This is a genomic window from Niastella sp. (assembly GCF_045805085.1).
Taxonomy (GTDB): Bacteria; Bacteroidota; Bacteroidia; order Chitinophagales; family Chitinophagaceae; genus Niastella.
On the sequence record NZ_JBJMLX010000269.1, the window covers coordinates 1 to 24,289 of the forward strand.

Annotated in this window: 27 protein-coding genes; 7 read left to right on the forward strand and 20 right to left on the reverse strand. The window is 44.6% G+C overall.

Annotated features, from left to right (window positions below; all coding sequences use genetic code 11):
• On the forward strand, nt 1-904 hold a 904-nt coding region (locus tag ACJ751_RS14015), incomplete at its 5' end, for an OmpA family protein (RefSeq protein WP_407746121.1).
• Between the two features lie 136 nt (nt 905-1,040).
• Here the strand turns inward: ACJ751_RS14015 and ACJ751_RS14020 are convergent.
• The 6 genes from ACJ751_RS14020 to ACJ751_RS14045 form a co-directional block, all read right to left on the reverse strand.
• A complete protein-coding gene (locus tag ACJ751_RS14020; RefSeq protein ID WP_407746122.1) occupies nt 1,041-1,244 on the reverse strand; it encodes a hypothetical protein in 204 nt (67 codons plus the stop codon).
• Nucleotides 1,245-1,298: 54 nt separating this feature from the next.
• Nucleotides 1,299-1,550 (reverse strand): hypothetical protein, encoded by a 252-nt coding sequence (locus ACJ751_RS14025; protein WP_407746123.1) that lies wholly within the window; start codon nt 1,548-1,550, stop codon nt 1,299-1,301.
• Nucleotides 1,551-1,719: 169 nt separating this feature from the next.
• Entirely contained in the window at nt 1,720-2,427 is a 708-nt protein-coding gene (locus tag ACJ751_RS14030) for a LytR/AlgR family response regulator transcription factor (protein ID WP_407746124.1), read from the reverse strand.
• The gene (locus tag ACJ751_RS14035) at nt 2,424-3,428 is read right to left on the reverse strand and encodes a sensor histidine kinase (protein WP_407746125.1); all 1,005 of its coding nucleotides are present in this window, start codon (nt 3,426-3,428) and stop codon (nt 2,424-2,426) included. The genes ACJ751_RS14030 and ACJ751_RS14035 overlap by 4 nt, the downstream gene beginning before the upstream one ends.
• Before the next feature lie 112 nt (nt 3,429-3,540).
• Entirely contained in the window at nt 3,541-4,137 is a 597-nt protein-coding gene (locus ACJ751_RS14040; RefSeq protein ID WP_407746126.1) for a Crp/Fnr family transcriptional regulator, read from the reverse strand.
• A 201-nt stretch (nt 4,138-4,338) separates the two neighbouring features.
• The gene (locus tag ACJ751_RS14045; protein WP_407746127.1) at nt 4,339-6,750 is read right to left on the reverse strand and encodes an ABC transporter permease; all 2,412 of its coding nucleotides are present in this window, start codon (nt 6,748-6,750) and stop codon (nt 4,339-4,341) included.
• A gap of 218 nt (nt 6,751-6,968) precedes the next feature.
• Here ACJ751_RS14045 and ACJ751_RS14050 point away from each other — a divergent pair, with 218 nt between their 5' ends.
• The 4 genes from ACJ751_RS14050 (at nt 6,969) to ygiD (ending at nt 9,817) form a co-directional block, all read left to right on the forward strand.
• The gene (locus ACJ751_RS14050) at nt 6,969-7,550 is read left to right on the forward strand and encodes a Crp/Fnr family transcriptional regulator (RefSeq protein WP_407746128.1); all 582 of its coding nucleotides are present in this window, start codon (nt 6,969-6,971) and stop codon (nt 7,548-7,550) included.
• A gap of 119 nt (nt 7,551-7,669) precedes the next feature.
• Nucleotides 7,670-8,332, forward strand: coding sequence for an NADPH-dependent F420 reductase (locus ACJ751_RS14055; RefSeq protein ID WP_407746129.1), 663 nt, complete (start codon nt 7,670-7,672; stop codon nt 8,330-8,332).
• Between the two features lie 30 nt (nt 8,333-8,362).
• On the forward strand, nt 8,363-8,935 hold the full coding sequence (locus ACJ751_RS14060; protein ID WP_407746130.1) for an ester cyclase: 573 nt from the start codon (nt 8,363-8,365) through the stop codon (nt 8,933-8,935).
• A 48-nt stretch (nt 8,936-8,983) separates the two neighbouring features.
• Nucleotides 8,984-9,817 carry a 4,5-DOPA dioxygenase extradiol gene (ygiD, locus tag ACJ751_RS14065; protein WP_407746131.1) on the forward strand — a complete coding sequence of 278 codons (834 nt, stop codon included), beginning with the start codon at nt 8,984-8,986 and terminating at the stop codon, nt 9,815-9,817.
• On the opposite strand, the gene ACJ751_RS14070 is transcribed toward ygiD, so the two are convergent.
• From ACJ751_RS14070 to ACJ751_RS14100, 7 genes are all read right to left on the reverse strand, one after another.
• Nucleotides 9,814-10,812 carry a bile acid:sodium symporter family protein gene (locus ACJ751_RS14070; RefSeq protein WP_407746132.1) on the reverse strand — a complete coding sequence of 333 codons (999 nt, stop codon included), beginning with the start codon at nt 10,810-10,812 and terminating at the stop codon, nt 9,814-9,816. The genes ygiD and ACJ751_RS14070 overlap by 4 nt on opposite strands.
• Nucleotides 10,813-10,945: 133 nt before the next feature.
• The gene (locus ACJ751_RS14075) at nt 10,946-12,919 is read right to left on the reverse strand and encodes a sialate O-acetylesterase (protein WP_407746133.1); all 1,974 of its coding nucleotides are present in this window, start codon (nt 12,917-12,919) and stop codon (nt 10,946-10,948) included.
• Between the two features lie 151 nt (nt 12,920-13,070).
• Nucleotides 13,071-13,199 (reverse strand): hypothetical protein, encoded by a 129-nt coding sequence (locus tag ACJ751_RS14080; protein ID WP_407746134.1) that lies wholly within the window; start codon nt 13,197-13,199, stop codon nt 13,071-13,073.
• Between the two features lie 80 nt (nt 13,200-13,279).
• Nucleotides 13,280-13,693 (reverse strand): hypothetical protein, encoded by a 414-nt coding sequence (locus ACJ751_RS14085; RefSeq protein WP_407746135.1) that lies wholly within the window; start codon nt 13,691-13,693, stop codon nt 13,280-13,282.
• 15 nt (nt 13,694-13,708) lie between these two features.
• Complete coding sequence (locus ACJ751_RS14090) at nt 13,709-15,298, reverse strand: beta-carotene 15,15'-monooxygenase (protein ID WP_407746136.1); 1,590 nt, start codon at nt 15,296-15,298, stop codon at nt 13,709-13,711.
• Nucleotides 15,291-16,355, reverse strand: coding sequence for an HlyD family secretion protein (locus ACJ751_RS14095; RefSeq protein ID WP_407746137.1), 1,065 nt, complete (start codon nt 16,353-16,355; stop codon nt 15,291-15,293). The genes ACJ751_RS14090 and ACJ751_RS14095 overlap by 8 nt, the downstream gene beginning before the upstream one ends.
• A 2-nt stretch (nt 16,356-16,357) precedes the next feature.
• A complete protein-coding gene (locus ACJ751_RS14100) occupies nt 16,358-17,647 on the reverse strand; it encodes a TolC family protein (RefSeq protein WP_407746153.1) in 1,290 nt (429 codons plus the stop codon).
• A 150-nt stretch (nt 17,648-17,797) separates the two neighbouring features.
• Between ACJ751_RS14100 and ACJ751_RS14105 the strand changes: the two genes are divergently transcribed.
• Complete coding sequence (locus tag ACJ751_RS14105; protein WP_407746138.1) at nt 17,798-18,583, forward strand: AraC family transcriptional regulator; 786 nt, start codon at nt 17,798-17,800, stop codon at nt 18,581-18,583.
• Nucleotides 18,584-18,590: 7 nt separating this feature from the next.
• Here ACJ751_RS14105 and ACJ751_RS14110 read toward each other — a convergent pair whose 3' ends face one another.
• From ACJ751_RS14110 to ACJ751_RS14135, 6 genes are all read right to left on the reverse strand, one after another.
• Entirely contained in the window at nt 18,591-19,520 is a 930-nt protein-coding gene (locus ACJ751_RS14110; protein ID WP_407746139.1) for a phosphodiester glycosidase family protein, read from the reverse strand.
• 79 nt (nt 19,521-19,599) lie between these two features.
• Complete coding sequence (locus ACJ751_RS14115; protein WP_407746140.1) at nt 19,600-20,334, reverse strand: SDR family oxidoreductase; 735 nt, start codon at nt 20,332-20,334, stop codon at nt 19,600-19,602.
• 73 nt (nt 20,335-20,407) lie between these two features.
• Complete coding sequence (locus ACJ751_RS14120; protein WP_407746141.1) at nt 20,408-20,956, reverse strand: Crp/Fnr family transcriptional regulator; 549 nt, start codon at nt 20,954-20,956, stop codon at nt 20,408-20,410.
• Between the two features lie 123 nt (nt 20,957-21,079).
• Nucleotides 21,080-21,394 (reverse strand): RNA recognition motif domain-containing protein, encoded by a 315-nt coding sequence (locus ACJ751_RS14125; protein WP_407746142.1) that lies wholly within the window; start codon nt 21,392-21,394, stop codon nt 21,080-21,082.
• 170 nt (nt 21,395-21,564) lie between these two features.
• On the reverse strand, nt 21,565-22,638 hold the full coding sequence (locus ACJ751_RS14130; protein ID WP_407746143.1) for a 3-oxoacyl-ACP synthase III family protein: 1,074 nt from the start codon (nt 22,636-22,638) through the stop codon (nt 21,565-21,567).
• A 21-nt stretch (nt 22,639-22,659) separates the two neighbouring features.
• Nucleotides 22,660-22,911, reverse strand: a complete 252-nt coding sequence (locus ACJ751_RS14135) for a short-chain dehydrogenase (RefSeq protein ID WP_407746144.1) — start codon at nt 22,909-22,911, stop codon at nt 22,660-22,662.
• Between the two features lie 225 nt (nt 22,912-23,136).
• On the opposite strand from ACJ751_RS14135, the gene ACJ751_RS14140 reads away from it, so the two are divergent.
• Complete coding sequence (locus ACJ751_RS14140; RefSeq protein WP_407746145.1) at nt 23,137-23,508, forward strand: septal ring lytic transglycosylase RlpA family protein; 372 nt, start codon at nt 23,137-23,139, stop codon at nt 23,506-23,508.
• Nucleotides 23,509-23,526: 18 nt separating this feature from the next.
• Here the strand turns inward: ACJ751_RS14140 and ACJ751_RS14145 are convergent, their stop codons facing one another.
• The gene (locus ACJ751_RS14145; RefSeq protein WP_407746146.1) at nt 23,527-24,273 is read right to left on the reverse strand and encodes a hypothetical protein; all 747 of its coding nucleotides are present in this window, start codon (nt 24,271-24,273) and stop codon (nt 23,527-23,529) included.
• Nucleotides 24,274-24,289: the final 16 nt, after the last annotated feature.

The following is a 24,289-nucleotide window of genomic DNA, read 5'->3' on the forward strand; positions in this document are numbered from 1 at the left end:
CGCCAATAGCAAAACGCTGGTATTTGCTACCAATGGCCGTCCCGGCATGGGTGGTTTCGATCTGTTTTCTGCCCAGGGCAATACCATCACGTGGAGCACGCCGGTGAATATGGGCTACCCGGTTAACTCCTCGAGAGACGATATTTATTTCTATGCACCGGAGAAAAATGCCTTGTTGGGTGATGCCCTCATTGGTTCCGACAGAGGCAGCGGGTGTTGCCTGGAAACATTCCGCATTAACAAACTACCCAAACACAACCGCATGACCGGCGTAGTGCTGGATAACAAAACCCATAAGCCCATAGGCGATGCCAATATAGTACTTACAACGCCCGACGGTAAAACAACCCAAACCACCACCGACATAAACGGTAATTATATATTTGACAGTGTTGACAATTCATTCAACAACCAGCAACTGGTGGTTACCAAACAAAATTACCGCGATACCGCCGCAATTGTTACTATCACCAAAACAGACAACACCAACCTGCTCACCGATCGGCATTTTAATACAGATATCTTCATAGAGAAAAAGTTTGTGCTGAAACCGGAGAATGTTGTTACCGTTTACTTCGATTTCGATATGTATGATCTGAAGAAAGAAGCGGTACGTAAACTCGATTCCGTATACAAGGTGCTCCTGGACATACCTGGCGCCACCTTGCAGATCAGCGGTTATACCGATGGTAAGGGTAGCGATGCGTACAATGCAAAACTATCTGACCGTCGTGCACGCGCCTGTGCCGAATACTTTATACAGAAAGGGATTGCCGCCAGCCGCATCACCTTTGAATCATTCGGCGCCTGCTGTCCGCTTGAAATGGAGTTGATCAATGGCCGCGATAACCCCGATGGACGAAGCAAGAATCGAAGGGCGTTGATTAATATTACGAAGGAATAAGGCGCTTAAGCGGTACAATTTTGTACCGAGTTGAGTACATATTTAACCCTTGTCATCCAATTTGGCGACAAGCTGTCGCCAAATTGGATTGCTTCGATTATAAAAGTGCGACAAGCTGTCGCACTTTTGCATTCCTCTACCCCTTCCGCAACCGCTTGCGCAACAAATGTCCCTTCCATAACCAAAAACCTGAAATAACCACCAACGGCATAATGATCCATTTTACCACCATGGCCTGGCGCGGCATGGTGGCTAATGGACCGTATATATAACCAAGAATGGGAACGCTCAGCACTATATGCAACCATCGGATTATCTTTCTTTCGGTTGATGCTTTCATAAATAAAGTTTTTGAGTTTGCTTCTAACCTAATAACTTATGAAGCAATGAACGTTTACTTATTTAAAGTAGAATCACTATGTAATCGATCACAACGTTCATTATAGTAATGCGTCCGGTATCTGTTCCAACCAAAACGCATACTCAAACCGGTAGAAGCAAAAAACAACACGATCACCAGGATGGCTGCTATCTTACTAAAAACACGGAGGGTTCTTCTTTGAGAAAAATTGCCGAAAATGGCGCCAATGATAAATACCATACTAGCTATAAAAAGCACGCGGAATAAAATGAATAACGGGAACATAAAATAGAATTTAAATTAAGAAATAGCGTTTCGACCCTTCGACTGCGCTCAGGGCGCTCAACGCTTTTTACCAACTCTTCGACTTCGCTCAGAGTCTGATACAAAGCTATACCTGTTGCATAGCCGTTCCCGGGGTGAGTAGAGGAAGAGGTAATATGTGTAGATGACCTTACTTATTGAGGGGAAGCACCGCTTCTACCGCTGCCCGGTAACTTTCACTGAGAGGTAATTCAACAGCGCCCAAACAAATGAGATCGCGTTTCACCGCGGTTACTTTATCGGCAGCAATGATGTAGGATTTATGGATGCGCACCAGCCGGTAAGGGAGTAATTTATCTTCCAGCGCCTTTAAACTCATTTTGGTGATCACCGGTTTGGTGGAAGTTGTTAAGTATATCTTCACATAATCTTTCATGCCTTCTATATACACGATCTCGTTGATATTGATCTTGACCTGGTTGTATTCTACATATACAAAAAAAGAAGCGGGCAGCTCTTTGAGAGTAGTTGTTTTTTGCTGTAACCTGAACAATTCCTGCGCCTTGTTACAGGCTTTTAAAAAGCGTTCAAACGAAACCGGCTTTAACAGGTAGTCAACAGCAGCCAGCTCAAAACCTTCCCAGGCATGCTCTTTATACGCCGTCACAAAAATGATCATGGGTGGGTGTTGCAGCGATTGTACGAATTGAATGCCATCCAGTCCGGGCATTTGAATATCGAGGAATATAAGATCTACTTCTTCACGGTGTAACAGTTCAGTAGCTTCAATAGCGTTTTTACACCGGCCCACCAATTGTAAAAAGGGAACCCGGCTGATGTTATCAACCAGCAGGTCCAACACCCATTTTTCATCATCCACGGCAATACAACGCATCATAACAGTTTACAATTTAAATGAACTGAATAAATACCGTCCTTATTGTCAATGTTCAATTGGTAATTGTTCGCATACAACAACTCCAGCCGGTTTTTTACATTATTAAGGCCAATGCCTGAATGTTTGTCCTTCGACTGGTTGGCCGGGTTATAATTATTCACCACCCTAAAGTCGAGCTGTTGTTCTATTACGGTAAGAGTTATTTGTATAAACGGTTCCTTTACCATTCCAATGCCGTGCTTGAACGCATTCTCGATAAATGGCACCAGCAACATGGGCTCTATCATTCCTTCGGGATAATCGTTTTGAATGTTCAATGAAATGGCCACATCCTCCCCAAACCGCAATTGCTGCAGGGACACATAATTCTCTATTTGTTCTATTTCTTTGACAATAGCAATCTTTTCTTCATTGCTTTCATATAACATGTAGCGCAACAACTCCGACAACCGGATCAACGATGGCTCCAGCAGGTTCGATTGCAAACGAGCCAGGGACACCATATTGGTGAGCATATTAAATAAAAAATGCGGGCTCACCTGCGATCGTAATAATTTCAGCTCAGCATCGAGCCGTTGTGCCCGCGCTTCTTTTTCCATTCTTTCAAACCGAATACGGTCATACACCAGCCGGTAAATAATGCTGGCAAATAAAAAGGGCACTAATGGAAAAAAGATCAGTCGCCGGTTGAAGGTAGTGAACTGAAAACCCGGGTGCAGCAGCTGTAAAAAGAAAACCTTGGCAAAGCCCGAAAGACAAACGATAGCAATCAGACAGATAATATACAACCACCAGGTTCTTTTATTCAGCAGTTTGGGATACAGGTAAAATGCATTGAAATAAAATAGCCCGATGTGATAAAGCGTGGTCAATAAGTAAAAAGTAGCCGGCAACCCAAAGAACTCCTGGTCCCACAACATAATGCCGGGTACGCCTAACAGCAATATCCATACTGCTGCATGGATCCATTTGAGGGAAATAACCCGTTGTGCCGGTTTCATTCCTGAAATTAAGATTTTGGCTGACTGGAACCAAGGAGGAGTAGATAACCGGAGAAAATGAGTAGATGAAAAAAAAATACAGGTCGCAACACTTTTTAGTTGGAGCTCCACATTAAAGCTCGGAGTGCAACGTATCGGCTACCAGTTGACGGGTTGTTGCCGTAAGGTCGGCCATATCCTGTAAGGAAATGATTTTATCGAGGTAAACTTCCTTGTTTACAGCAGTCATGATCTTTTTATGCATAGCTTCCTGTAGCATTTCAATGCGCTTTCTCGGCTCATATGAGCGGATATAAAAAAGAAGGGATTCCGTTTTATTCCAGCGTTCAACGATCTTGCCATAGAACAATTCTGCCACCTCGGGGTCGTGCGTCATCAAATGCTTTAAAAAATTAAGATCGTAGGAACGGATCTCGGTGGCGGTTAATGTTTTGCTGAATTCATTGAAGGGGGCATCGGGCAGGAAGGCCAGGTTGCCAAAAAACTCTCCTGGCGTTACGATCTCATACACGCATTCCTTTCCCTTGGGCGATAACCGGCCCAATTTAACAGCACCGCTGATGATCTCGTAAATGTCGGTAAAACGCTGGGGCGCCCCATACAACGAGGTTCCTTTTCTTAATGTATCAAAGGCACTCTTCTCTTTTACCCCCGGAATATTCTTTGATACGAGGTAGTTGTACAGGCCCATTTCTGCTACCTTAGACATACGCAATTTTACAGGGAAATTTGAACTTGTGCAAACCTGTGCAAAAAGATTTCAGCAAGGAGGTGACTGATAACAATTAATTAACATTATTTATATATAAAAGAGGGTCTGTAGCAGGCAATTAGCCTTCGGCATAGCAAATAGACTAGGGTTTTTAATTACTGTCTTTGTTACTGCACTCCATCTGCCGGCAGGGTTAAATCACTCATTCCTTAACGACTGCACCGGGTTTGCCCTGGCAGCTTTTACTGACTGCCAAGCTATCGTAAGCAAGGCAACACCCACCGTGATTAGGCCGGCTTCCAGAAATATAATTGGCCCAACGGAAACGCGGTAGGCAAAATCTTTCAACCATTCATTCATGGCCCAGGTAGAAAGCGGAACGGCAATAACGATCGCGATCAGTACAAGTTTGATAAAATCCTTCGACAGCAATACCACAATGCCGCTTACCGATGAACCCAGCACTTTGCGAACGCCTATTTCTTTCACCCGTTGCTGCGCCATAAAGGTAGACAGTCCCAATAAACCCAAACACGCTATACAAATGGCCAAGCAGGAGAAGAAAGTGAACAGTTGCCCGAAATGCTGATCGGCCTGGTATTGTGCGTTGAACGATTCATCCAGGAAATGATACATAAACGGACGCTGTGGCGCCATTTTATCCCAGGTTGTTCTTACATGAGCCAGGGTGGATGGAATATTATCGCCTTTGATAGCAACTGAAATGCGGCTCAGTGCATTAGGATATCCATAGCGTAAAGTGAGCGGTTCTACCGCCTGGTGCAGCGACCGGAAATTGAAATCTTTTACCACGCCAACGATGGTTCCCTTCCTGCCCCACTGGTCAAATTTTCTTCCTACGGCATCGGCAGGATTGGTATAACCATATAATTTTGCCGCCGCTTCATTAATGATCATACCCTGCGCACTATCGGTGAGGTGCGTACGGGAATAGGCGCGGCCTGCAATCAATGGAATATGATACAGAGGTATGAAGTCGAAATCTATTTCATAAATAAGCGGGATGCGAAAAGCCATTTGTCCATCGGGCGTTTGAATTTGTGTACCTGCATTGGGCAGAAATTCACCGGGCACGGCACGGGAAGCCGCCACGGAAACAACGCCGGGTTGATCTGCAATGGCTTTTTTAATGGCTTCAATATTTTGCTGTACTTTGGAATCGTCTTCAAAGTTGATGATCAACATTTGATCTTTCTTAAAACCCAGATCGTGGCGGTTCAGGTATTTCAATTGGTTGAATACAATGATGGTGCCTGCAATGAGCGCTATAGATAAAGTGAATTGAAAAACAACCAGTGCCTTGCGCAACGATACGCTCCCGCTTGCCGGATTGGATTTTCCTTTTAATACCGAAATAGCCCTGAACCCAGATAAGAACCAAGCCGGGTAAATGCCCGCTCCTATGCCTACAACTACCGCAAAACCGGCCATCGCAATAAACAACCAGGGGTTAAAGAAATTTACATAGGCAATCTCTTTTCCCGATAGTCTTTCGATCAGTGCAATGCCTGGTTTTGCCAATACGATCGCAATAATAGCAGCGGCCAGTGATAACAATATAGATTCAAAAAGAAATTGCCACATGAGGCTTGTAGGCCGTACGCCCAGCACCTTGCGAACACCCACTTCTTTTGCTCTTTCCAGTGAACGGGCGGTAGACAAATTCATGAAATTGATACAGGCGATCAGCATAATGAAAATTGCGATGCACAAAAACAGGGATACATTCAGCAGACTGCCCGTTGGGCCTGGCTGGCGGATTGCCAAAGAATGCAGGTACGCATCGGTCATTTTTTCAAATTTGATCCCATACCCTTTATCATCCGGATTACGTCTTTTTACAAACTGATCTGCTTTTGCTTGCAGCGACTTTATATCAGTATTCTCTTTTAACAACAGGTACGTATAAAAATCAACATACCCCCACCAACCAAAGATCTCTTCCCTGAACTTGTGCATAGTTGTCATCGAGATGAGCCCGTTGAAAGTGAATTGCGAATTCGGTGGCACATCTTCCATAACACCGGTGACCATAAAGTTGGTCTGGTTATCTACCTGTAATGCCTGCCCTACAGGATTTTTATTACCGAAGAATTTCTGCGCCACTGATTTGGTTAGAACAATACTAAAAGGAGCGGTCAGGGCCGTATGCGGATCTCCATAGATCATTTTCCAGCTGAATACATCAAACGCGGTAGAGTCCATAAACAACAGGTTATCCTGTTGAACGCGTTTGTCGCCATTTTGAAGCAGCAAGCTGTTCGGGCTCATAAACTGCACTACCCGCTCAATTTCGGGAAAATCGACCTGCAGGGCCGGCCCCAGGGGCGCACAGCCCCATACCTGGTAATCCTTCGGGGTAGCTGCCACTGGTTTTGTACCTGGCTCTACATTGCGAAAAGTTTGCACCACGCGGTATATTCTGTCGCGTTTGGTATGATATTGATCGTATGAATTTTCGTGGTACAGGTACACACTAATCAGCATGCAACAGGTCATTCCAATGGCCAGTCCGGCTACGTTTATTAACGTATAGAATTTTCTTTTCATCAAATTGCGCCAGGCGATCTGGAAGTAATGACGGAACATGGTGGGCAGATTTAGTACCGTAAATTTACAAGCCCTGTGCCATTCGCATTTTGCCTGTAAAACAGGGGGCATTGCAGTCCGCCAGTGTTCAAAACCGGGCGGTTGGTGTACGGTAATGATACAACCCATTGCATTGCGGAAACGGTCCGATGCAAACCAGCAACGGGTCTATTCAATAAACTGTGGGTATATTTGCATAATCAACAACATAACCACCCATGTACGAATTATTCTTCCAAAAATTCAATGAAAAAATAGCCCTTACCGCTGAGGAAGAAGCATTCATAAAACAATACCTTACTCCTAAAAAGCTGCGCCGCAAACAATACTTCCTGCAGGAAGGCGATGTGTGCAAAAGCATTTGCCTGGTAGAAAAAGGCGCCTTACGGGCCTATGTGCTCGATGAAACCGGTGATGAACACATAACAGCGTTTGCTCTCGAAGGCTGGACGCTGGGCGATCTGTACAGCTTTATCAAAGCAGAACCCGCCACCTGGAATATAGATGCCCTGGAAGATTGTGAACTCGTGCTCATCTCCAAACAGGCGCATGACGAGTTGATGCAAACAATGCCTAAATATGAAACCTATATCAGGATGTTGATGACCGATGCCTATATGGCGCTTCAGCGCAGAACGACCTATATGATAAGTCTGCCTCTGGAAGAACGCTACCTGGCATTTACCCAAATGTACCCTACCCTTTTTCAACGCGTGCCCCAGCATATGATCGCTTCTTTTATGGGCCTCTCAGCAGAAACCTTAAGCCGCGTGCGTAGCCGGATCAGTAACCGCAAATAAAAAACCGTTGACAAAAATCAACGATTCTCCTTGTCCAAAAGCAACACTATTTCTTGCCCATAAGCATTGGAGCCAGGCCTGATGCTGCTGTAGTTTTGTGTTATCAAAATCAAACAATCATGAGCACAAAACAAACAATCGCCATTATAGGCGCCACCGGTAACATGGGTTCCGCCATCGCTAAATCTTTATCCAAGACCAACAACAGGTTATTACTTTTCGCCAGGCATTTTGACAAAGTGCAAGCCCTGGTGGAGGAAATAAAAAAAGGCAATGCCTCCGCCGAAGCAGAAGCTGTTGAATGTCCCACCAATGCATCGTGGGAAGCGGATATCATCATTCTGGCCCTGCCTTATGCGGATGAGAAAGAAATAGCCGCTAAAATAAAAGACGTAGCCAATCAAAAAATTCTTATCAGTATTTCCAACCCGTTGAATGAAACGTACAGCGCCCTGGTTACCGCCGCCGATACCAGCGCTGGGGAACAACTGCAGCAACTGTTGCCCAACTCAAAAGTTGTAAAGGCTTTCAATACCGTATTCGCTGCCGATTTTGCCAATACCATCATCGATGGCAAACAGGTTGACACGCTTATTGCCGGCAATGATACCCAGGCCCTGGAAACCGTTTCGGAATTAGCAAGATCCATTGATTTGAACCCATTGGTTGCGGGCGAATTACCCTGGAGCAGAACGCTGGAGAACATGGCGCTGCTGCTTATTCAGTTAACCATGAAATATAACTACAACTGGGTTGCCGGTTGGAAAGTATTACATAACTAATCATTCATACAACCACTTAAAAAGTAACACATGAAAAAGATAAGTTTTGCAATTGTTATAGTAGCTTTCCTCGTTGTAAGTCAGGGTTGTCAACAAAACCCGGCTACAGCTGTTAATTCAACGGTTAATATCGATAGCCTTAAAAAGATCGCATTGGATCTGGCAGCTGCTAACGATACCATTGCCAGTCACATCACCAAGTTCGACGAACTGGATTTTGATGTGTTCAGCAATCAAAAATGGGACCGCCTGAAAGAAAGCCATGCGCCGGACATAAAAGTATTCTGGCCCGATGGCCACATGGCCCAGGGCATTGACGTTCACATCGAGGACCTGAAGAAGCTTTTTGTACATGCGCCTGATACCCGTATTAAAGAACACCCTATAAAATTTGGTTCAGGCAATTATACATTGGTAACCGGCGTTTTTGAAGGTACTTTTACCAAACCCATGCCTATAGGTAATGGCAAGTTCATTCAACCAACCGGCAAGGCTTTTAAAATGCCAATGGCTACCGTTGGGATCTGGAAAAACGGCGTAATGATAGAAGAACATCTTTTTTGGGATAACCAAACCTATGCTAAACAAATAGGGTTGCAATAGATGGAAAGAAAACATTTCATACAAAACATTATAAAAGGAGCGATAGGTATGACAACACTTTCAGCATTTAACAATTTCACCAATGGTTTACCAGAACAGGAACAACTAATGCCGGTGTTGTTTGTGGGGCACGGTTCGCCCATGAACGGAATTGAGGATACGGAATTCAGTCGCCGATGGACGCAAATGGCTAAAGAGATCCCAACACCTGCAGCGGTGTTGGTGGTCTCAGCCCACTGGTTCACCAAAGGCACAAAAATAACAGCCATGGATTTCCCGCCAACGATCCACGATTTTGGTGGCTTTCCACAGGAATTGTTTGACGTGCAATACCCGGCTCCTGGTGATCCGGTGTTGGCAAAGGAAACAGCTTCCCTGATTACCAGTACGCAGGTTGAATTAAATCACGACTGGGGCCTTGACCATGGCACCTGGACCATCGTGCGTCATATGTATCCCGATGCAAAGATCCCGGTTTTACAACTGAGCATCGACTATTCTCAAGGACCACAATATCATTATGACCTGGCGAAAGAATTGTATAGCCTGCGCAGGAAAGGTGTATTGATCATTGGCAGTGGCAACATGGTGCATAACCTGAGAATGGTGGCCTGGGATAAACTGAACGAAGAAAATTATGGGTACGACTGGGCAATAAACCTCAACGACAAATTCAAATCATTGATCCTGGATGGCAATCATAAACCTTTGATCAATTTTAGTGAGCTGGGCAGAGATGCGCAGCTGGCCATTCCTACGCCCGAACACTATCTGCCATTGTTGTACACGCTGGGTTTAAAAGGATCAAAAGACAATGTGTCTTTTTTCAACGACAAAGCGGTTGGCGGTTCATTGACTATGACTTCGGTTAAATTGGGTTAATTAGTATGCCTGCGGGCCATTCCCTGCGCTATCACGCTTACAGAGATCAATTGCAGGGCATGGTACAGCATAATAGGCAATAACAATATACCAATGAGCGGACTGTTCATAAAGATCACTTTTGCCATTACAGTACCATGGATCAGTGATTTCTTGGAACCGCAGAAAGTAGCCGTGATCCTGTCTTCCCGGTTGAAATGAAGAAGGCGGGCGATATTATTCGTAATAAAATACACCAGGAAGAACAACGCCAGTACACAGGCGCCCAGGATAAATAACTCACCTATACCCAGGTTGCTGAACATATGTTTATGGAACGAATCGCTGAAGGCGGTATACACGATGGATAGAATAACAATTTGATCGAAGTACTTTAATTGCTTGTTGTATTTTTCTGCAATCTGTCCTAACCGGGTTGGGTTCAACAACAAACCTGCTACCACGGGCAACAATATTTGCAACAACAGTTTGGTGACCACATCGCTCATGTCGAGATGATTTTGTTGACCGCCTGTTACAACCGCCATCCAGGCCGGCGTAATAAAAATACCTATGAGGCTTGAAATGCTGGCATTGAAAATAGCAGCCGGGATATTGCCATTGGCAATAGAAACCATCACTACAGAGGAGGAAACGGTGGAAGGCAATGCTGCCAGAAAAAAACAACCCAGCCATAATACCTGGGTATGTCCGTGATCGAGCCAGGGGCGAAGCAACAGCAGTAATACAGGGAACAGGATAAATGTTCCTGTCTGTACCAGGATATGCAAACGCCAGTTGCTCAACCCCGCTATCAGTTTCTTCCGGTTTAGTTTCAACCCATAAAAGAAAAAGATAAATGAAATACCCAGGTTGGCCAATGATGATATGGAAAACGGCCCCTTTGCAATACCCGGACCGGGAAATTGCGAGGCCAGTATAATCATTCCGATGAGCGATAGTATAAACCAATCCAGGCCAAATCGCGCCAATAGCTTTGCCACTTTATTTGCCATATTAGCTGCAAGATACAACCGGAAGTTTATCTGCTACTCCACCGCCTTTAATTCAATCACCACGCTGCTCCTGCTGGCTTTTACATCAGGATTGAACCCAACGGTCATTAAAAATTTACCGGTGTAGGTTTTATCAGTGTTGCGTAAGTGGTGGTGTATATTTCTTTCCCTCGGTAATTGATTTCCAGTTGTCGGTACGGAAAGGCGCTGCTGGCAAACGGGCTGTATTAAACAGATTGGCCTTGCTGTCATCATCGGCCCAGGCATATCGCACTGCTACGGGTGTAGTTGCTTCCGGTGCAGTTACATTAACTGTCGCACCTGCAATGGTTGCTTTGGCCGGATAAAAATGCTGATTGGCGCCGGCTACTTCAAATCCGATCACTTCATTGTTGGAAGCCGTTAATCCCTTTTCGGTGTTTGTAAATTGTATGGTAACATGGTTGCCTTTTATCTGCATGCTTTTGTATACCGGTCCTGAAGCAACCGTTTTCATTCCATAGGTATGTTGTAATGCCAGTAAGGCCAGGCGTTTGCCTACATCCTGTTTATTATGGGGATGAATATCGCCGGGGTCACCTAGATCGATCGTAACAGCCATGCCTGTATTCGGCAATGCAGTGGCCATGGCTTGCGCCTCGCGCAACTCCGCCCAACTGCTGCCCTTGTTGCTATTGCCATTGGCATTATTATAACTGGTGAGCTGCACAAAATAAAAAGGCATGGCAGGTTGTTTCCAGCGTATGCGCCAGTCGTTAATAAGCAGCGGCATAGCCTTGCGGTATTCGTAGGCGCGACTGGCGTTATTTTCGCCCTGGTACCAGATGGCGCCTTTAACGGCCAGTTTTACAATAGGACTGATCATGCCATTGTATAACACGCTGGGGTAATCATTGGGGCCAATACCGGTGCTTGTTTGCATAGATTCAATGCGGAACTTCCACTGACCGGCTAACGTTATTTTCTTTCCATCGATCGTCAGCACACAATCTTCTGTTTCTCCATATATCCCGCCGCCGCCACCGGTGTCATCCACACGTACGGCGATCACGTTCTTTCCTTTCTTTAATAGAGAACCGGCGACGTTGTACACCCGCTTTACATTATAGCCCTGTATCGCACCTACTTGTACGCCGTTTACGTATGTAACGTCATTATCGTCGATCATGGCCAACTGCAACACGGCTGGTTTCCCTGCATCGGCTTCATCGATATTTATTTCTTTTCTATACCAGATAACGCCATCGAACCTGGGCCCCGGCAACTGGCTCTCCCATAATTCCGGCACATTCATATTGCGCCATTGACTATCATCCAGCTCAACCGATGGCCATTGTTTGATGGTTGCGGTATCTATATTATTCAACTGCATCGACGCCAGGTAGGCCTGCATTTGCCGGTCCTTCATGGCGGTCATATCGGCCGTACTTTTTTCGGGGGTTATTGCCGTCAGCCATTTATAATAAGGTTCGCTTTCGAAACCTTTGCGGCTGATCCAGCTTTCTATATCGGTGCCGCCCCAGGTAGAGTTAATCAACCCAATGGGAACATGCAGTTGTTGATGCAGCGCTCTTCCAAAAAAGTAACCTACTGCCGAAAAAGGTGGAATGCTTTGCGGATTACAGGTCTGCCAGGCACCGCTTTTCACCTCATCGGCAGGTTTACCCTCTACGTTTTTTTCTACGGTAAATAACCGGATAGATGGATAATTAGCTGCTGCAATTTCCTGGTCGGCATTCACTACCTGCGACCAACCCTTCACCGGCATTTCCATATTCGACTGACCGGAACATACCCAAAGATCGCCCATGAGGATGCCATGCAGCGTGATGGTTGTTTTTCCTTTTACCTGTAAGTCATAGGGACCACCCACCTGTTCTGGCGCCAGTACAGTTTCCCAGTTTCCATTGGCATCGGCCTTTACTGATCTTTGTTGCTGATGAAATTGCACCGTTATGGCTTCAGCCGGAGCGGCCCATCCCCATACTCTTAGTGGCGCATTCCGTTGCAGCACCATGCTATCGCCGAATATTTTTGGCAGCCGTACTTGTGCTTTTGTGCTGGCTACTAGCGGGAGCAGTAAAAAAAATGCAATCGTTTTTTTCATGATATTTTCATTTATTGGCAGACGGCAGAAGGCAGACGGCAGAAAATTGATAGGCAGTGGTCAGTGGTGAAAACTCCATTAACTCCATCAACCCGTTAACTTGTCAACTTGTTAACTCGTCAACTGATCAACTAGTTAACTGATCAACTGGTCAACCCCCTACCTCCACTTCCTTAACCACACCATCTATCATCACCTTCGCTCGTTGTTTCGCAGGCGAATATAATTTATAACTAACAACCTTCCCCTCTTTCCAGCTAAAATCTTCTGTTCGTCGCATATAGTTTTACTGTATGTTAAAAGGAATTAAATGAAAAAGCCCCGATTGATCGGGGCCATTTTCTATCCATGCTCTGACTTTTATTGTTGATCCCATTTACCGGTGAGTGTCACCTTCATATCGCTATTCGCCACTTCCATTTCCATGGGGAAAATAATTTTATAATCGTCCATATTTACTTTACACGTACCTATGAGCCCGGTTGAATCGCCCCAGAGTTGTACATAACAGGGCTGGCGGTATAATTTCAATTTGAATGACGGATCTACCATCATGGTGGCTGGCAACGGCAGGTTGGCCGGATAGCCTGATGTTATGCCGATCACTTTTTGCGAATCAGCTCCATCGAGAAATTTTACCCGCAACAACTCCTGCTGATACTGCAACGGTCGGTGCGCCAACAGGGTCACTGATCTTAATTTAAAGTCCTGCCCTTTTTTGTTGCAACTGGTCAATACCATCACCAGCGCTATTGTCGCTATTATATATTTCATGCTTTTCATTTTACTTTATGCCGGTGACAATCTGCGCGACCGCAAATAAACCACCGTTTTATTGAGTGAAGGGAAGATGGCTATCAGCAACAGCACCGCTACCAGCATCAGCGCCATCCATTCATAATAATCCATGGCGAAGCGTATTTGTCCCTGTTTGTTCACAGCATCAACCAGTAATTTACTACCACCTTTCACTGCTTGTTGGTGCGCCATGCCATAGTGTAATAACTTACCGGTACGGGCAGTCAATCCGTGTAAAGCGGCAGGATCTACTTTGGTAAGATGGTCCTGGAATGCGTTATAGTGCCGGCTCTTGCTGTACAACTCACAATAATTGATCAATGCGGCGCTTACACAAAAACCCAGGTAACCAGTTGCCAGACAAATAGAAGAAGCCGAAGGACCCATGCCAACCGGCACTGATGATACGGCATATACAATGGTAGGCGCCATGATCATGCCTACGCCCAGCCCTTGCATAAACAACGGCAGGTAAAAATTATTTTCATTGGCTTCGCTGTTGAAAAGAAACCACATGGTGACATGGAAAGCCAGCAACAACAGGAAACCAGGGATCCACATAAAGCGAATGTTCTTTTTCTGCAGGATCATAGCGCAGGAAATAATAACCCCGATTATCAGCCCGATCAGGTTCATGGTATTCACATAACTCACATGTATCGGATCTAACCGCAAAATGGCGCCGAAAAAATTATTGATGATATTGATCGCAAAGCGGCAGATGAAAAGTATAAACAGCAGGAAGATACTCATCCTGAAATTCTGAAACGAGAAAATACCGGGATGCACATAGGGGCGTTTCATACTTTTTACCCGCAACACATACAACAGGGTGGCGCCCGGCATTGCTATCACACTACAACGAATACGCGGATCTTCCAGCCAGTAGTATTCCTGTCCGTAAATGCACACATAGGCAAGCAATACCAGCATCAGTCCCCAGTAAACAAAGCTCTGCCAGTCGAGCTTATAAAGCGGGAACCGAACATTCAACCGCACATTGTTCATGCTGATCAGGATCGCACACAAACAAGGGAGGTAGGAGAATAATGCTACTTTATATACAATGTTGAAATTAAAAGCATCGATCAGATCGGCAGTAACCAGGTTATTGAATGGCAGGATGCAGATCAGCATGCCAAAGAAAACCGAAAAACTGATCTCGCGGGCCCGCTCCGTATGCAGCCGGGTAAACATCAGCGATAACGACAGGTTCACGGTACTGCTAAACAACATGCCCTGAAAAAAGCGCAGGGGAAACAGGAGATACAATTCATCTGTATGATAACAGATCACCGTGGCAGCTATTTCCAGGATGGTAAATACGACAAAATACTCCTTTGCCGCCAAAAAGGTAAAGAACCGGCGTTCGAGGCTATAAAACGCTACATAACCCGCATAGAACAGTCCTACGGCAAATTGTATATCCGCAGGTTCGCTGCCATAAAACCCCGCTGCTGCATTGATATTGGCAAAGGGCAGAAAAAACAAAACCATCGTGGGGAGAATCAGTGAGAACAGGATGATCTTTATCGCCCAGCCCGGCACCCATTGCTTAAAAATGGGAATACCACTAACCATGGTGTTGTTTTTTGGGCGAATACACGTTTACATTCATACCTACTTTCAATACATCTATCTCTTTGCGATCGCCATCAACGCGAATCCGCACCGGTACCCGTTGTACAATTTTTACATAGTTGCCTGTTGAGTTATCGGGTGGCAACAAAGAAAAGCTGGAGCCGGTGGCAGGCGATAAGGAAATAATGGTGCCTTTAAATTCTTTATTGGGAAACGCATCGGCCAGGATCTTTACCGTATCACCAATGTGCATTTGTTCTATCTGGGTTTCTTTAAAGTTCGCTACCACCCATTTGTCTGTTTCGTTGTTTACTATAAAAGCCAGCACCTCTCCTGCATCTATCATCTGCCCTACTTCCACGGTGCGGCGGCCCATTCTTCCATCATAGGAAGCGGTGATCACAGTATAGTCTACATCGAGTTTATTGCGCGCCAGTAATGCTTTAAGGCGGGTAATTTCAGCCATTACCACCGATTTTTCTGCGCGGATAGCTGAGATCTTCGACACCGCAGCGTTAAAAGATTCCTGCGAGGTTTGGTAATCGCTGGTGCTTATATCGAGTGCGGCCTGCATATCTTCCAGCTTTTGTTTGGTGGCCGATTCCTCTTTGTACAAGGCGGTATACCGTTCGTAATCGAGTTTTTGTTTCAACACTTTTGCTTCGTTGGCCTTTATCTGCGCTTTTACTGCATCGGCATTCCGTTCCAAAGTATAGATATTACTTTCCAGCACTTGCAACTGGGCTTCCGATTTTTGAATAGCAGCGGCTGTTTGCGCCACCTGCAATTTATACTCGCGGTTATCTATAATAAGTAAGGTATCTCCTTTTTTAACCGGTTGGTTCTCCTCGAATTTTACGGCAACAATAAAACCACCGGCCCTCGAGATAACAGGGTTTACATATTCCTGTACCTGCGCGTCGTTGGTTTGTTCAAATTTATAATAGCCATACAAAGTAACGCCTCCCCAGATAGCCAATCCCAGAATGGTGAGCACAGCTATCCAGCCTGTAATTTTTGTAATGATGCGGTCGGTGACCGTATACTTCTTTTTCATCTTTAAAGAACTCCGATTGTATTTTGTAGTAAGTAGAATTTATCCTGCGCCATAATGCGTGCGGCGGCCAGTTCAAAACGGGTGCGCAATAATTGAACATCGGCATCGAGCAGGTCGGTGATCAGCACCGTTTGTTTAAAGTAATTATTCTTAATGATGCGGGCATTTTCTTCGGCCTGGGCGACGTTGTCTGTTGCTACCTGTATTTGCACCAGCGATTCTTTGTAACGCAAATAAGCTTCCCATACCTGCTGGCGCACTTTATCTTCCGTATCCTGATGCATCACTTCTTCTTTCTCCAATTCCAGCTTTGCCGCTCTTACTTTGTGTGTATTATGATAAAGAGCCGATACAGGCATGGAAACTTTAATACCCGTTACGCCTAATGAGTACCAGGCGGGGTTGTAGGGGAATAAAAAGATCTGTGGATTGGCATAATAAAACTCGCCATACATCCCTACTTTGGGCATTACATTAGATTTCACCCTTTTCAGGTTTGTTTTACTAAGCTCCGTTTGTTCTTCTGAAATATGATAGCTAAAAGAATGTTCAAGCGCTGTCGCCAGGTATTTGTTGTAATCATCCTGCGCTACGGCGCCCGGCTCAAAAACCGTTGGTTGAATGACCAGGTTATCCGGTTCGCCTATAATGATATTCAGCTTTTGCGTACCAATAAGAATATCATTTTCTATAGTGACCAACGTCATTTTACGTTTCGAGAGGTCCAGCTCAACACGCAGCACATCGCTTTTGAGCACGGTGCCATTTTTCTGCAGGTCTTTTATCTCTTTTAATTGCTTTTCCTGGTCAGCAATATCGCTGGTGATGAGGTCGCGAAAAATGAGGGATCGCTGCAGATCGAGGTACAGCGTGCTCGTTTTATACCGGATGTTTGATTTGGTTTCTTCATTTCTGATCTGTGCAATCCGTTGTAACAGCTTGTTTTCTTCCAGTTGAAGATTTAATTTATTGCCATTATAAATGTTCAGATAGAAATCTGTACCAAACCGGTATAAGGTATGTATAACCTCGTGTTGTTGGGTGACGGGCGCAAAAATGCCTTTCCCGTAAATGGCCAGGTTGGAGGCTTTTTCAGCACTACCGGTTACGCCTACTTCCGGAAGCCGTTCAAGGCGGGTATCTTTTACTTCTTCCTCCGCCATGTTCAGCGATTTTTTAGTGATCTCAATCTGGCGGCTATGCGCCTCTGCTTTTTGCCAGGCTTCCTCCAAACTCATGTGAAGGGTATCTGTTGGTTGTTGTGCTACGGCTGCGTACCGGGCCAAAAGCACGCTTGCGATTATCAGACGCTTATAGTAATACATAATTCGGACGCAAAATTATAGGGCGAACCGCATTGTCATTTCACCTAAGTAGCCATTCTTTTCTTTATTCCGGCCAAAGTATTAATTTTGCATTTTTACCGGAAATTGTATTACTGTATGGGTCTTATTGCGGCATTGCCTGATATTGACAAACAAAGAGATGCTGTGTTCGTGATGCATGAAAAATCGGAGAAACTCATTCCCATGCACAAACACACAAAAGGTCAATTGAGTTATGTAGAGGGTGGACTGGCTTATATTACCACTGAAACCCAAACCTATGTAGTGCCCGCCCGGCATTATTTCTGGATCCCTAAAGGAATGATCCATGAACTGGAAGTAGGCTCATCTGCTACCGTACTGCGGTCACTATATTTTTATGCTACAGACGATCACGCCAATGAATTCTATACAAAACTGGGTATTTATCCGGCCAGTGAGCTATTGATCCAAATGATCAATTATACAGAGCGGTGGGATGGCCGTCATGTTAATCATAAAGAGGAAAATTTCGAATTCCTGATCGCTTTAAAAAAAATGCTTCCCACACTTAATAAAGTATCACTCCCTATTATGCTGCCCAAAACCAATCATGAGGGCATGCAACGGATCATTCAATATTTGGAAAAAAATGTGGGGAACAGATTGGTACTGGCAGATGTAAGCAAACACTTCGCGATGAGTGAACGTTCGTTGTCGCGGTTGTTTCAATCAACCTTGCAAATGAGTTTTTTGCAGTACGTAAAAACATTAAGGATGATCACGGCCATTGAATTGATCCTGCAAACCAGTAAACCTATTTCTGACATCGCTTATTCAGTGGGCTATTCGGCAGTTGGTCCTTTCAGTGATGCCTTCTATGATTTTACTTTATCGCGGCCTTCTGATTTCCGGAAGAATTGAAAAAAAGTTATTTACCGGTGATGACGATCGCATTGGCCACTTCCCGTTCGCCTGCATGGTCCCATTTTTTATTATCAGATGGATAGTTCACCACACCCGCATCCGGTTGTCCTTTTATATACATGGTAGAGGAACCACCGCCGTCGAGGTTGATGGCATCGCGGCAGCCCAGCCATTTCATAAGATGTTGTAATTCGGGAATGCTCATCCCGGCGGCTTCTTTGGCGCGACCGTCTACAACCAGGAGAACAATGGTACCATCGGCCTTCTCACCCATGGCCGTACGTGGATGCCGGTCGTTACAGAATTTATCATTGGGAATAGGCAGTTCAATCCCATTCATAATCATTAAAGGTCCGGTTGATAGAACATCATGAGCCTTAATGCTGTTTTCTGACTGCAGGTTCAACGAATCGCCTTTTACAATAAAGAAATCGCTTCCATTGATGGCTATTGAGCCCTGGTTATTTCTTTTCCTTACAGGTTCCTTACCAGCCATGTTGGGAGCGATCAGGGAATCATGCTCCCGCAAATACACTTCCGAACGGTTATGGTCCAGCTTCGATGGTTCCAGTTTTGGTACGCCCTTCAGATCGGGCCGGTAATCAGGATCGGCGCCGCGCATTTTAAAGAAAGACCCATTGATGGCCGCCAGTGCATGTGCCTTCAGCCCCAGTTGCGAAGTTTTCTCCAGCGAATCAGAATGTATAATATGCAATTGCACGTTCCTGTTACCAGGCGACACTTCAATTATATTTATCTGCTGATTGGCGTTGAACAACTCATTATTTTCAATGTGGGTCGATTTCCAGTATACGCCTTTTGCCAGTTTTTTATTTGCCCAGCTGGCTTTCACTACGCGCAGTGAATCAGCTTGTGCATGTGCTATAACGCCCGTTAATAATAAGCCGGCAATTATGGAAAGTCCTTTGATCACAGGAAAATGTTTTAAGTGATCGCAAGATAATTCACAAATTAATTGCTATTTAGAATTGCAGGTTTTTGCGTTATTAAAATTACACCAGCACCGTTCCACCATCGATGATAAATGTTTGTCCGGTAGCAAACTGTTGCTGCATTAAGAATATAAATGTCTGGGCAATTTCTTCCGCTTCCCCTACCCGTTTTACCAGCAACGAATTACCAACACCGTTATATAGATTATTCCGGTCAGCCTCACTCATACTGTTCCATAAATTGGTTTTTATTACGCCGGGCATTACCACATTCACACGAATGGGCGCCAGCTCAACGGCCATAGCTCGGCCAAATGCTTCCATGGCGCCACAAATGCTGGCCCCTAATGACCAACCTGCACCCGGGCGTTGACTGGCAATGCCACTGGTCAAGCCAATAGAGCCGCCTTTCCGGATCTTATCGGCGCCATACTTGATGGCTGCCAATACACTCCAGAACCGAAGCGTGAAAAACTCTTTGGCGTTGCTGATGTCCATCTCGTTTATATTAATCAACCGAAGGTTTTCACCAGCTGTGTATACCAAATGATCGAACTCACCGCTTTGCGCAAAAAACGCTTTGATGTTTTCTTCCTTACGCAAATCGATTGCATAGCCCTGGCTCCCGGCAGGCAGTTCCTTCAATGCTTTATCAATATTTTGTTGGTTACCTGAAACGATCATTACCGAGGCGCCTGCATTGGCCGCAGCTTTGGCCGTGGCAAGGCCCAGCCCTGAACTACCACCTAAAATAACCACCTGTTTACCTGCCAGTGTTTGTGTTGCTGTATCCATTGTTTACTGTTTTATGGATACAAAGTTCCCAACACCGGCGGGCGCAGGATTTACCAAATGGTAATAAAAAATGTTAGCGGAGGTTTTTGCGGATGCGACTTAACGATTGTTGTGTAATGCCTAAATAAGAAGCGACATCACTCAGGGGAACGCGCAAAGCTACGTCTGATTGGCGGGTAATAAATTTCTTGTAGCGGGTGGTGGCATCTTCGCCCATGTAGGAATTTCTGAGCTGTATTTTATCTAACAGCGTTTGTTGGGAAATGCTTCCAATTAGATCCGGGAGCCAGGGCAGCTTTTTATACAACGCCAACAATTTGCTTTTTGAGAAAACAAGCAGCTCGGTATCACAGGCAGCTACAATGCTTTCATGGGCAGGCACATTCTTAAGAAAGCTGTTGAGGATGGTGCAGAACTGGTTTTCTTTCAGAAAGAACTGGGTAACGGAGTTTCCTTTTTCATTGGTGGTAGTGATCTTCAACACCCCCTGGGCAATAAAAAAATATTCCCGGGCTTTATCGCCCATATGCAACAACACTTCACCGGCTTTTACCGATCGCGGCTGCAGGTGTTCCCTGATAAGCGCCTGTTCGGTGTCTGCCACGCTTCGAAATAATTGCAAAAAACGAAGTAAAGGAAGTGCCGGATCGTTGCTCATGTAATTGGGATCATGGCAAATGAAGCTATTAAATAAAAAAGCCACCCCGATGTGATCGGGATGGCTTCTAATAACTTTTGAAAGATATTACCATCTGTTATTGCGGCCACCGCCACCAGAGTTGCCACGACCACCGCCACCGAAAGAGTTACGGTTGTCGCTCTTTGGTCTGGCTTCCGATACAGATAAAGATCTTCCTTCAATTGGTTTTCCTTCCAGTTCTTTAATGGCTTTTCTAGCTTCCTCGTCTGAAGGCATTTCCACAAATCCAAATCCACGTGATCTGCCGGTTTCTCTGTCATTAATCACTTTAGCCGAACTAACCTGACCATATTGAGAAAATAATTTCAGTAAATCATCATCATTTACCTGAAAACCCAGGTTTGAAACATACAAATTCATACAAAAAATTAAAATGTTGAAAATAAATGAGCCACAACAAAAAGTAGAAAAAATGACATTTTACAAGGGAAAACATGCAAAGATCGTTTCAAATACTTGATCCTGTTAGTCTCAATTACTATAAAGATAAACCTTTAATTCCATTTGGCCAACTAATACCTATCCGCTCCTTATACATATTTGTAACAGACGGCATTTATGTTCATGCCTGCGCCCACTGATGCAAAAAGTATAACATCGCCCTGGTTCAAATGCTGATCTTCTATTTCACCTTTCCGTACCAGGTCGTACAACGTAGGAATGGTGGCTACTGAACTGTTGCCTAACCATTGAATACACATGGGCATAATAAATTCAGGCGCCTCTTCTATACCATAAAGTCCGTACAATGCTTTAACTATTGCCTCATCCATTTTCTCATTGGCCTGGTGGATAAATATTTTTTTTATTTCTTTAATAGATACGCCACTTTTATCAATACAAGCCTTCATGGCAGCAGGTACATACTTTAAAGCATACTCATATACTTTCCGACCCTTCATTTTAATAAAGCGGGTATCAGAACCCGTTTCAGGCGCATAAGAAGTATTAAAATTAATAAAATTCAGTTCTTCCATGCTGTCTGACCGGGTACAGGTACCCAATATACCTCCTGAAAGTGCTGTTTCTTTATTCTCAATAATACAGGCGCCCGCGCCGTCTGAAAAGATCATACTATCCCTGTCATGCACATCTATTACCCTCGACAATGTTTCCGTCCCGATCACCAAACAGGTGCCGGCCATACCTGATTTAATATAAGAATAGCCTTGTATTAAACCCTGCAACCAGCCGGGGCAACCAAATAAAATATCGTATGGGACGCAGGATGAGTTACGAATTCCCAACAGATTTTTAACCCGTGAAGCCAGGGAGGGTACCGTATCGGATTGTATGGTGTGGGGTTGAATATCACCATAATTATGCGCTACAATGATCTGGTCGATCTGTTCAGCATCAATGCCGGCATCTGCTATTGCCGATTTTGCGGCTTGCGCTGCCATTTTCGAGGCGTTGAACTCTTCTGGTGCATATCGTCTTTCCCTGATACCAGTGATCGCACGAAATTTCTCAATTACGTCGGGCATTGGTACGTTGATGGGAAGGTTATTTTCAGTGTAGAACTTTCCCGGAACGAAATCGCTATTTTTTTTAATAACAGGAGGAATATAACATCCGGTTCCGGTAATAACAACATTTGACATATTTTCCAAAACCTCCTTAAATTAAAGTACCGACAACTTTGTCATTTCTGAACCACTGAAGATCCTGGCAAGATTCAGGTCTTTTGACTTACTGTAATTTTCCAGGTTCGATTCTCCTACAATACGCCAGAAGTTTTTCGACTTTAGATCGCTGTAATCACCTTTGGTGATAAATATTCCAACTACTGGTTTTCTCGTTTTAAAACTCACTTTTACAGGGGTTTCATTAATAGCGTTCTTTTCGAGGAATTTTTCAATTTGTTCGGTGGTCATATTTAAAATATTTGAATGAAAAGTGTTTTATACACTTATCATGCTTACATCTTACCTTCACAAATTTTGAACAGGAATTCAATCAAGATAGGTGAAAGGAGAAAAATAAGTTATGCAAAGGTAACCTTTATTCCTCAACAATGTACACACCCTATATATTAAGCTAACTCGTTCATTATATGCTAATTAGGCATATATTTGCAAATATTTGTTAAAATTCATCCAATGAAAATTGACTTCCGTCAGGTGGTATTTACCGCCACTGTTTTACTCTTATTTTCTTCCTGTGCCCGTAAAATAACCGAAACAGGCAGGGGTTCTTATTATGCCGACAAGTTTGAAGGCCGCCCTACCGCCAGCGGTGAAAAGTTCAACCAGGGTAAAATGACCGCCGCGCATCGCACCCTCCCTTTCGGCACCAAAGTAAAAGTAACCAACGTAGCCAATGGCCGTTCTGTAACCGTTACGGTTAATGACCGCGGGCCTTTTGCCGCCGGCCGCATCATCGACGTTTCAAAAAAAGCGGCGAACAAACTGGGCATGGTCGATGCAGGCGTTGCAAATGTGAAGATCAGTTATAAACGTAAAAAGAAATAGGCCCCTTCCCTGCCTCCCCTATTGATTATAAATATTGATCGCCTTTTGTACATGACCAGGAGCCGTGAATAGGGTGATCATGGCGCCAACCATAATTACCGGACCAGCAATTATCAACGGCGATACAGAACTTTTGCCAGGCAGGGTTGGTTGAATGGGCTGGCCGGGCCGGCCTGGCAGGGTTGGCTGAGTTGGATTAAGTTTGCCGGAATTTTTGCTTAAAGATTGAGCGCCTCCAATTACAGTCATCAAAAAACCAACAACACCCGCTGTACACCCTACCACCCATGTTGATCTGTAAGCTTCTAATTGCCGCATACTGGCCGCATTGTCTGCCATGGCATCTTTCAGACTTTTGTAATTCAATTCCTGCATCTCGCCATCAAGGCCTTTTCTAATAAATAAGTCGCTGCCTTTATGAAAGCCGGACGTGTCGGAATACGTAAACTCTCTGGAATAAACGAACAGCCCGGGTCCGCCCTTCTCAATGCGATAAGTTTCCACCGGGCCTTTCATTCTAATGTATTCTCCGGTGCGGCTTCTATACCGCGCTACCTCACTCATAGGGATCTTTTTGTTGTAATCGAGCTGCAGGTATTCCCCCTCATTCAGGGAATATCTTACCGAAAGTTTTTTGCTGTATAAAACGGTGCTGTCTTTTAATTCCACGTACCAGGAAGTGTCGCGGGATTGTCTGGAAGTTAACTGGCCGTAGCCGTAAGATTCATATGCAAGAAAAATAATGAGTAAAATTATTTTATTCATATGAACAGGTTTAATG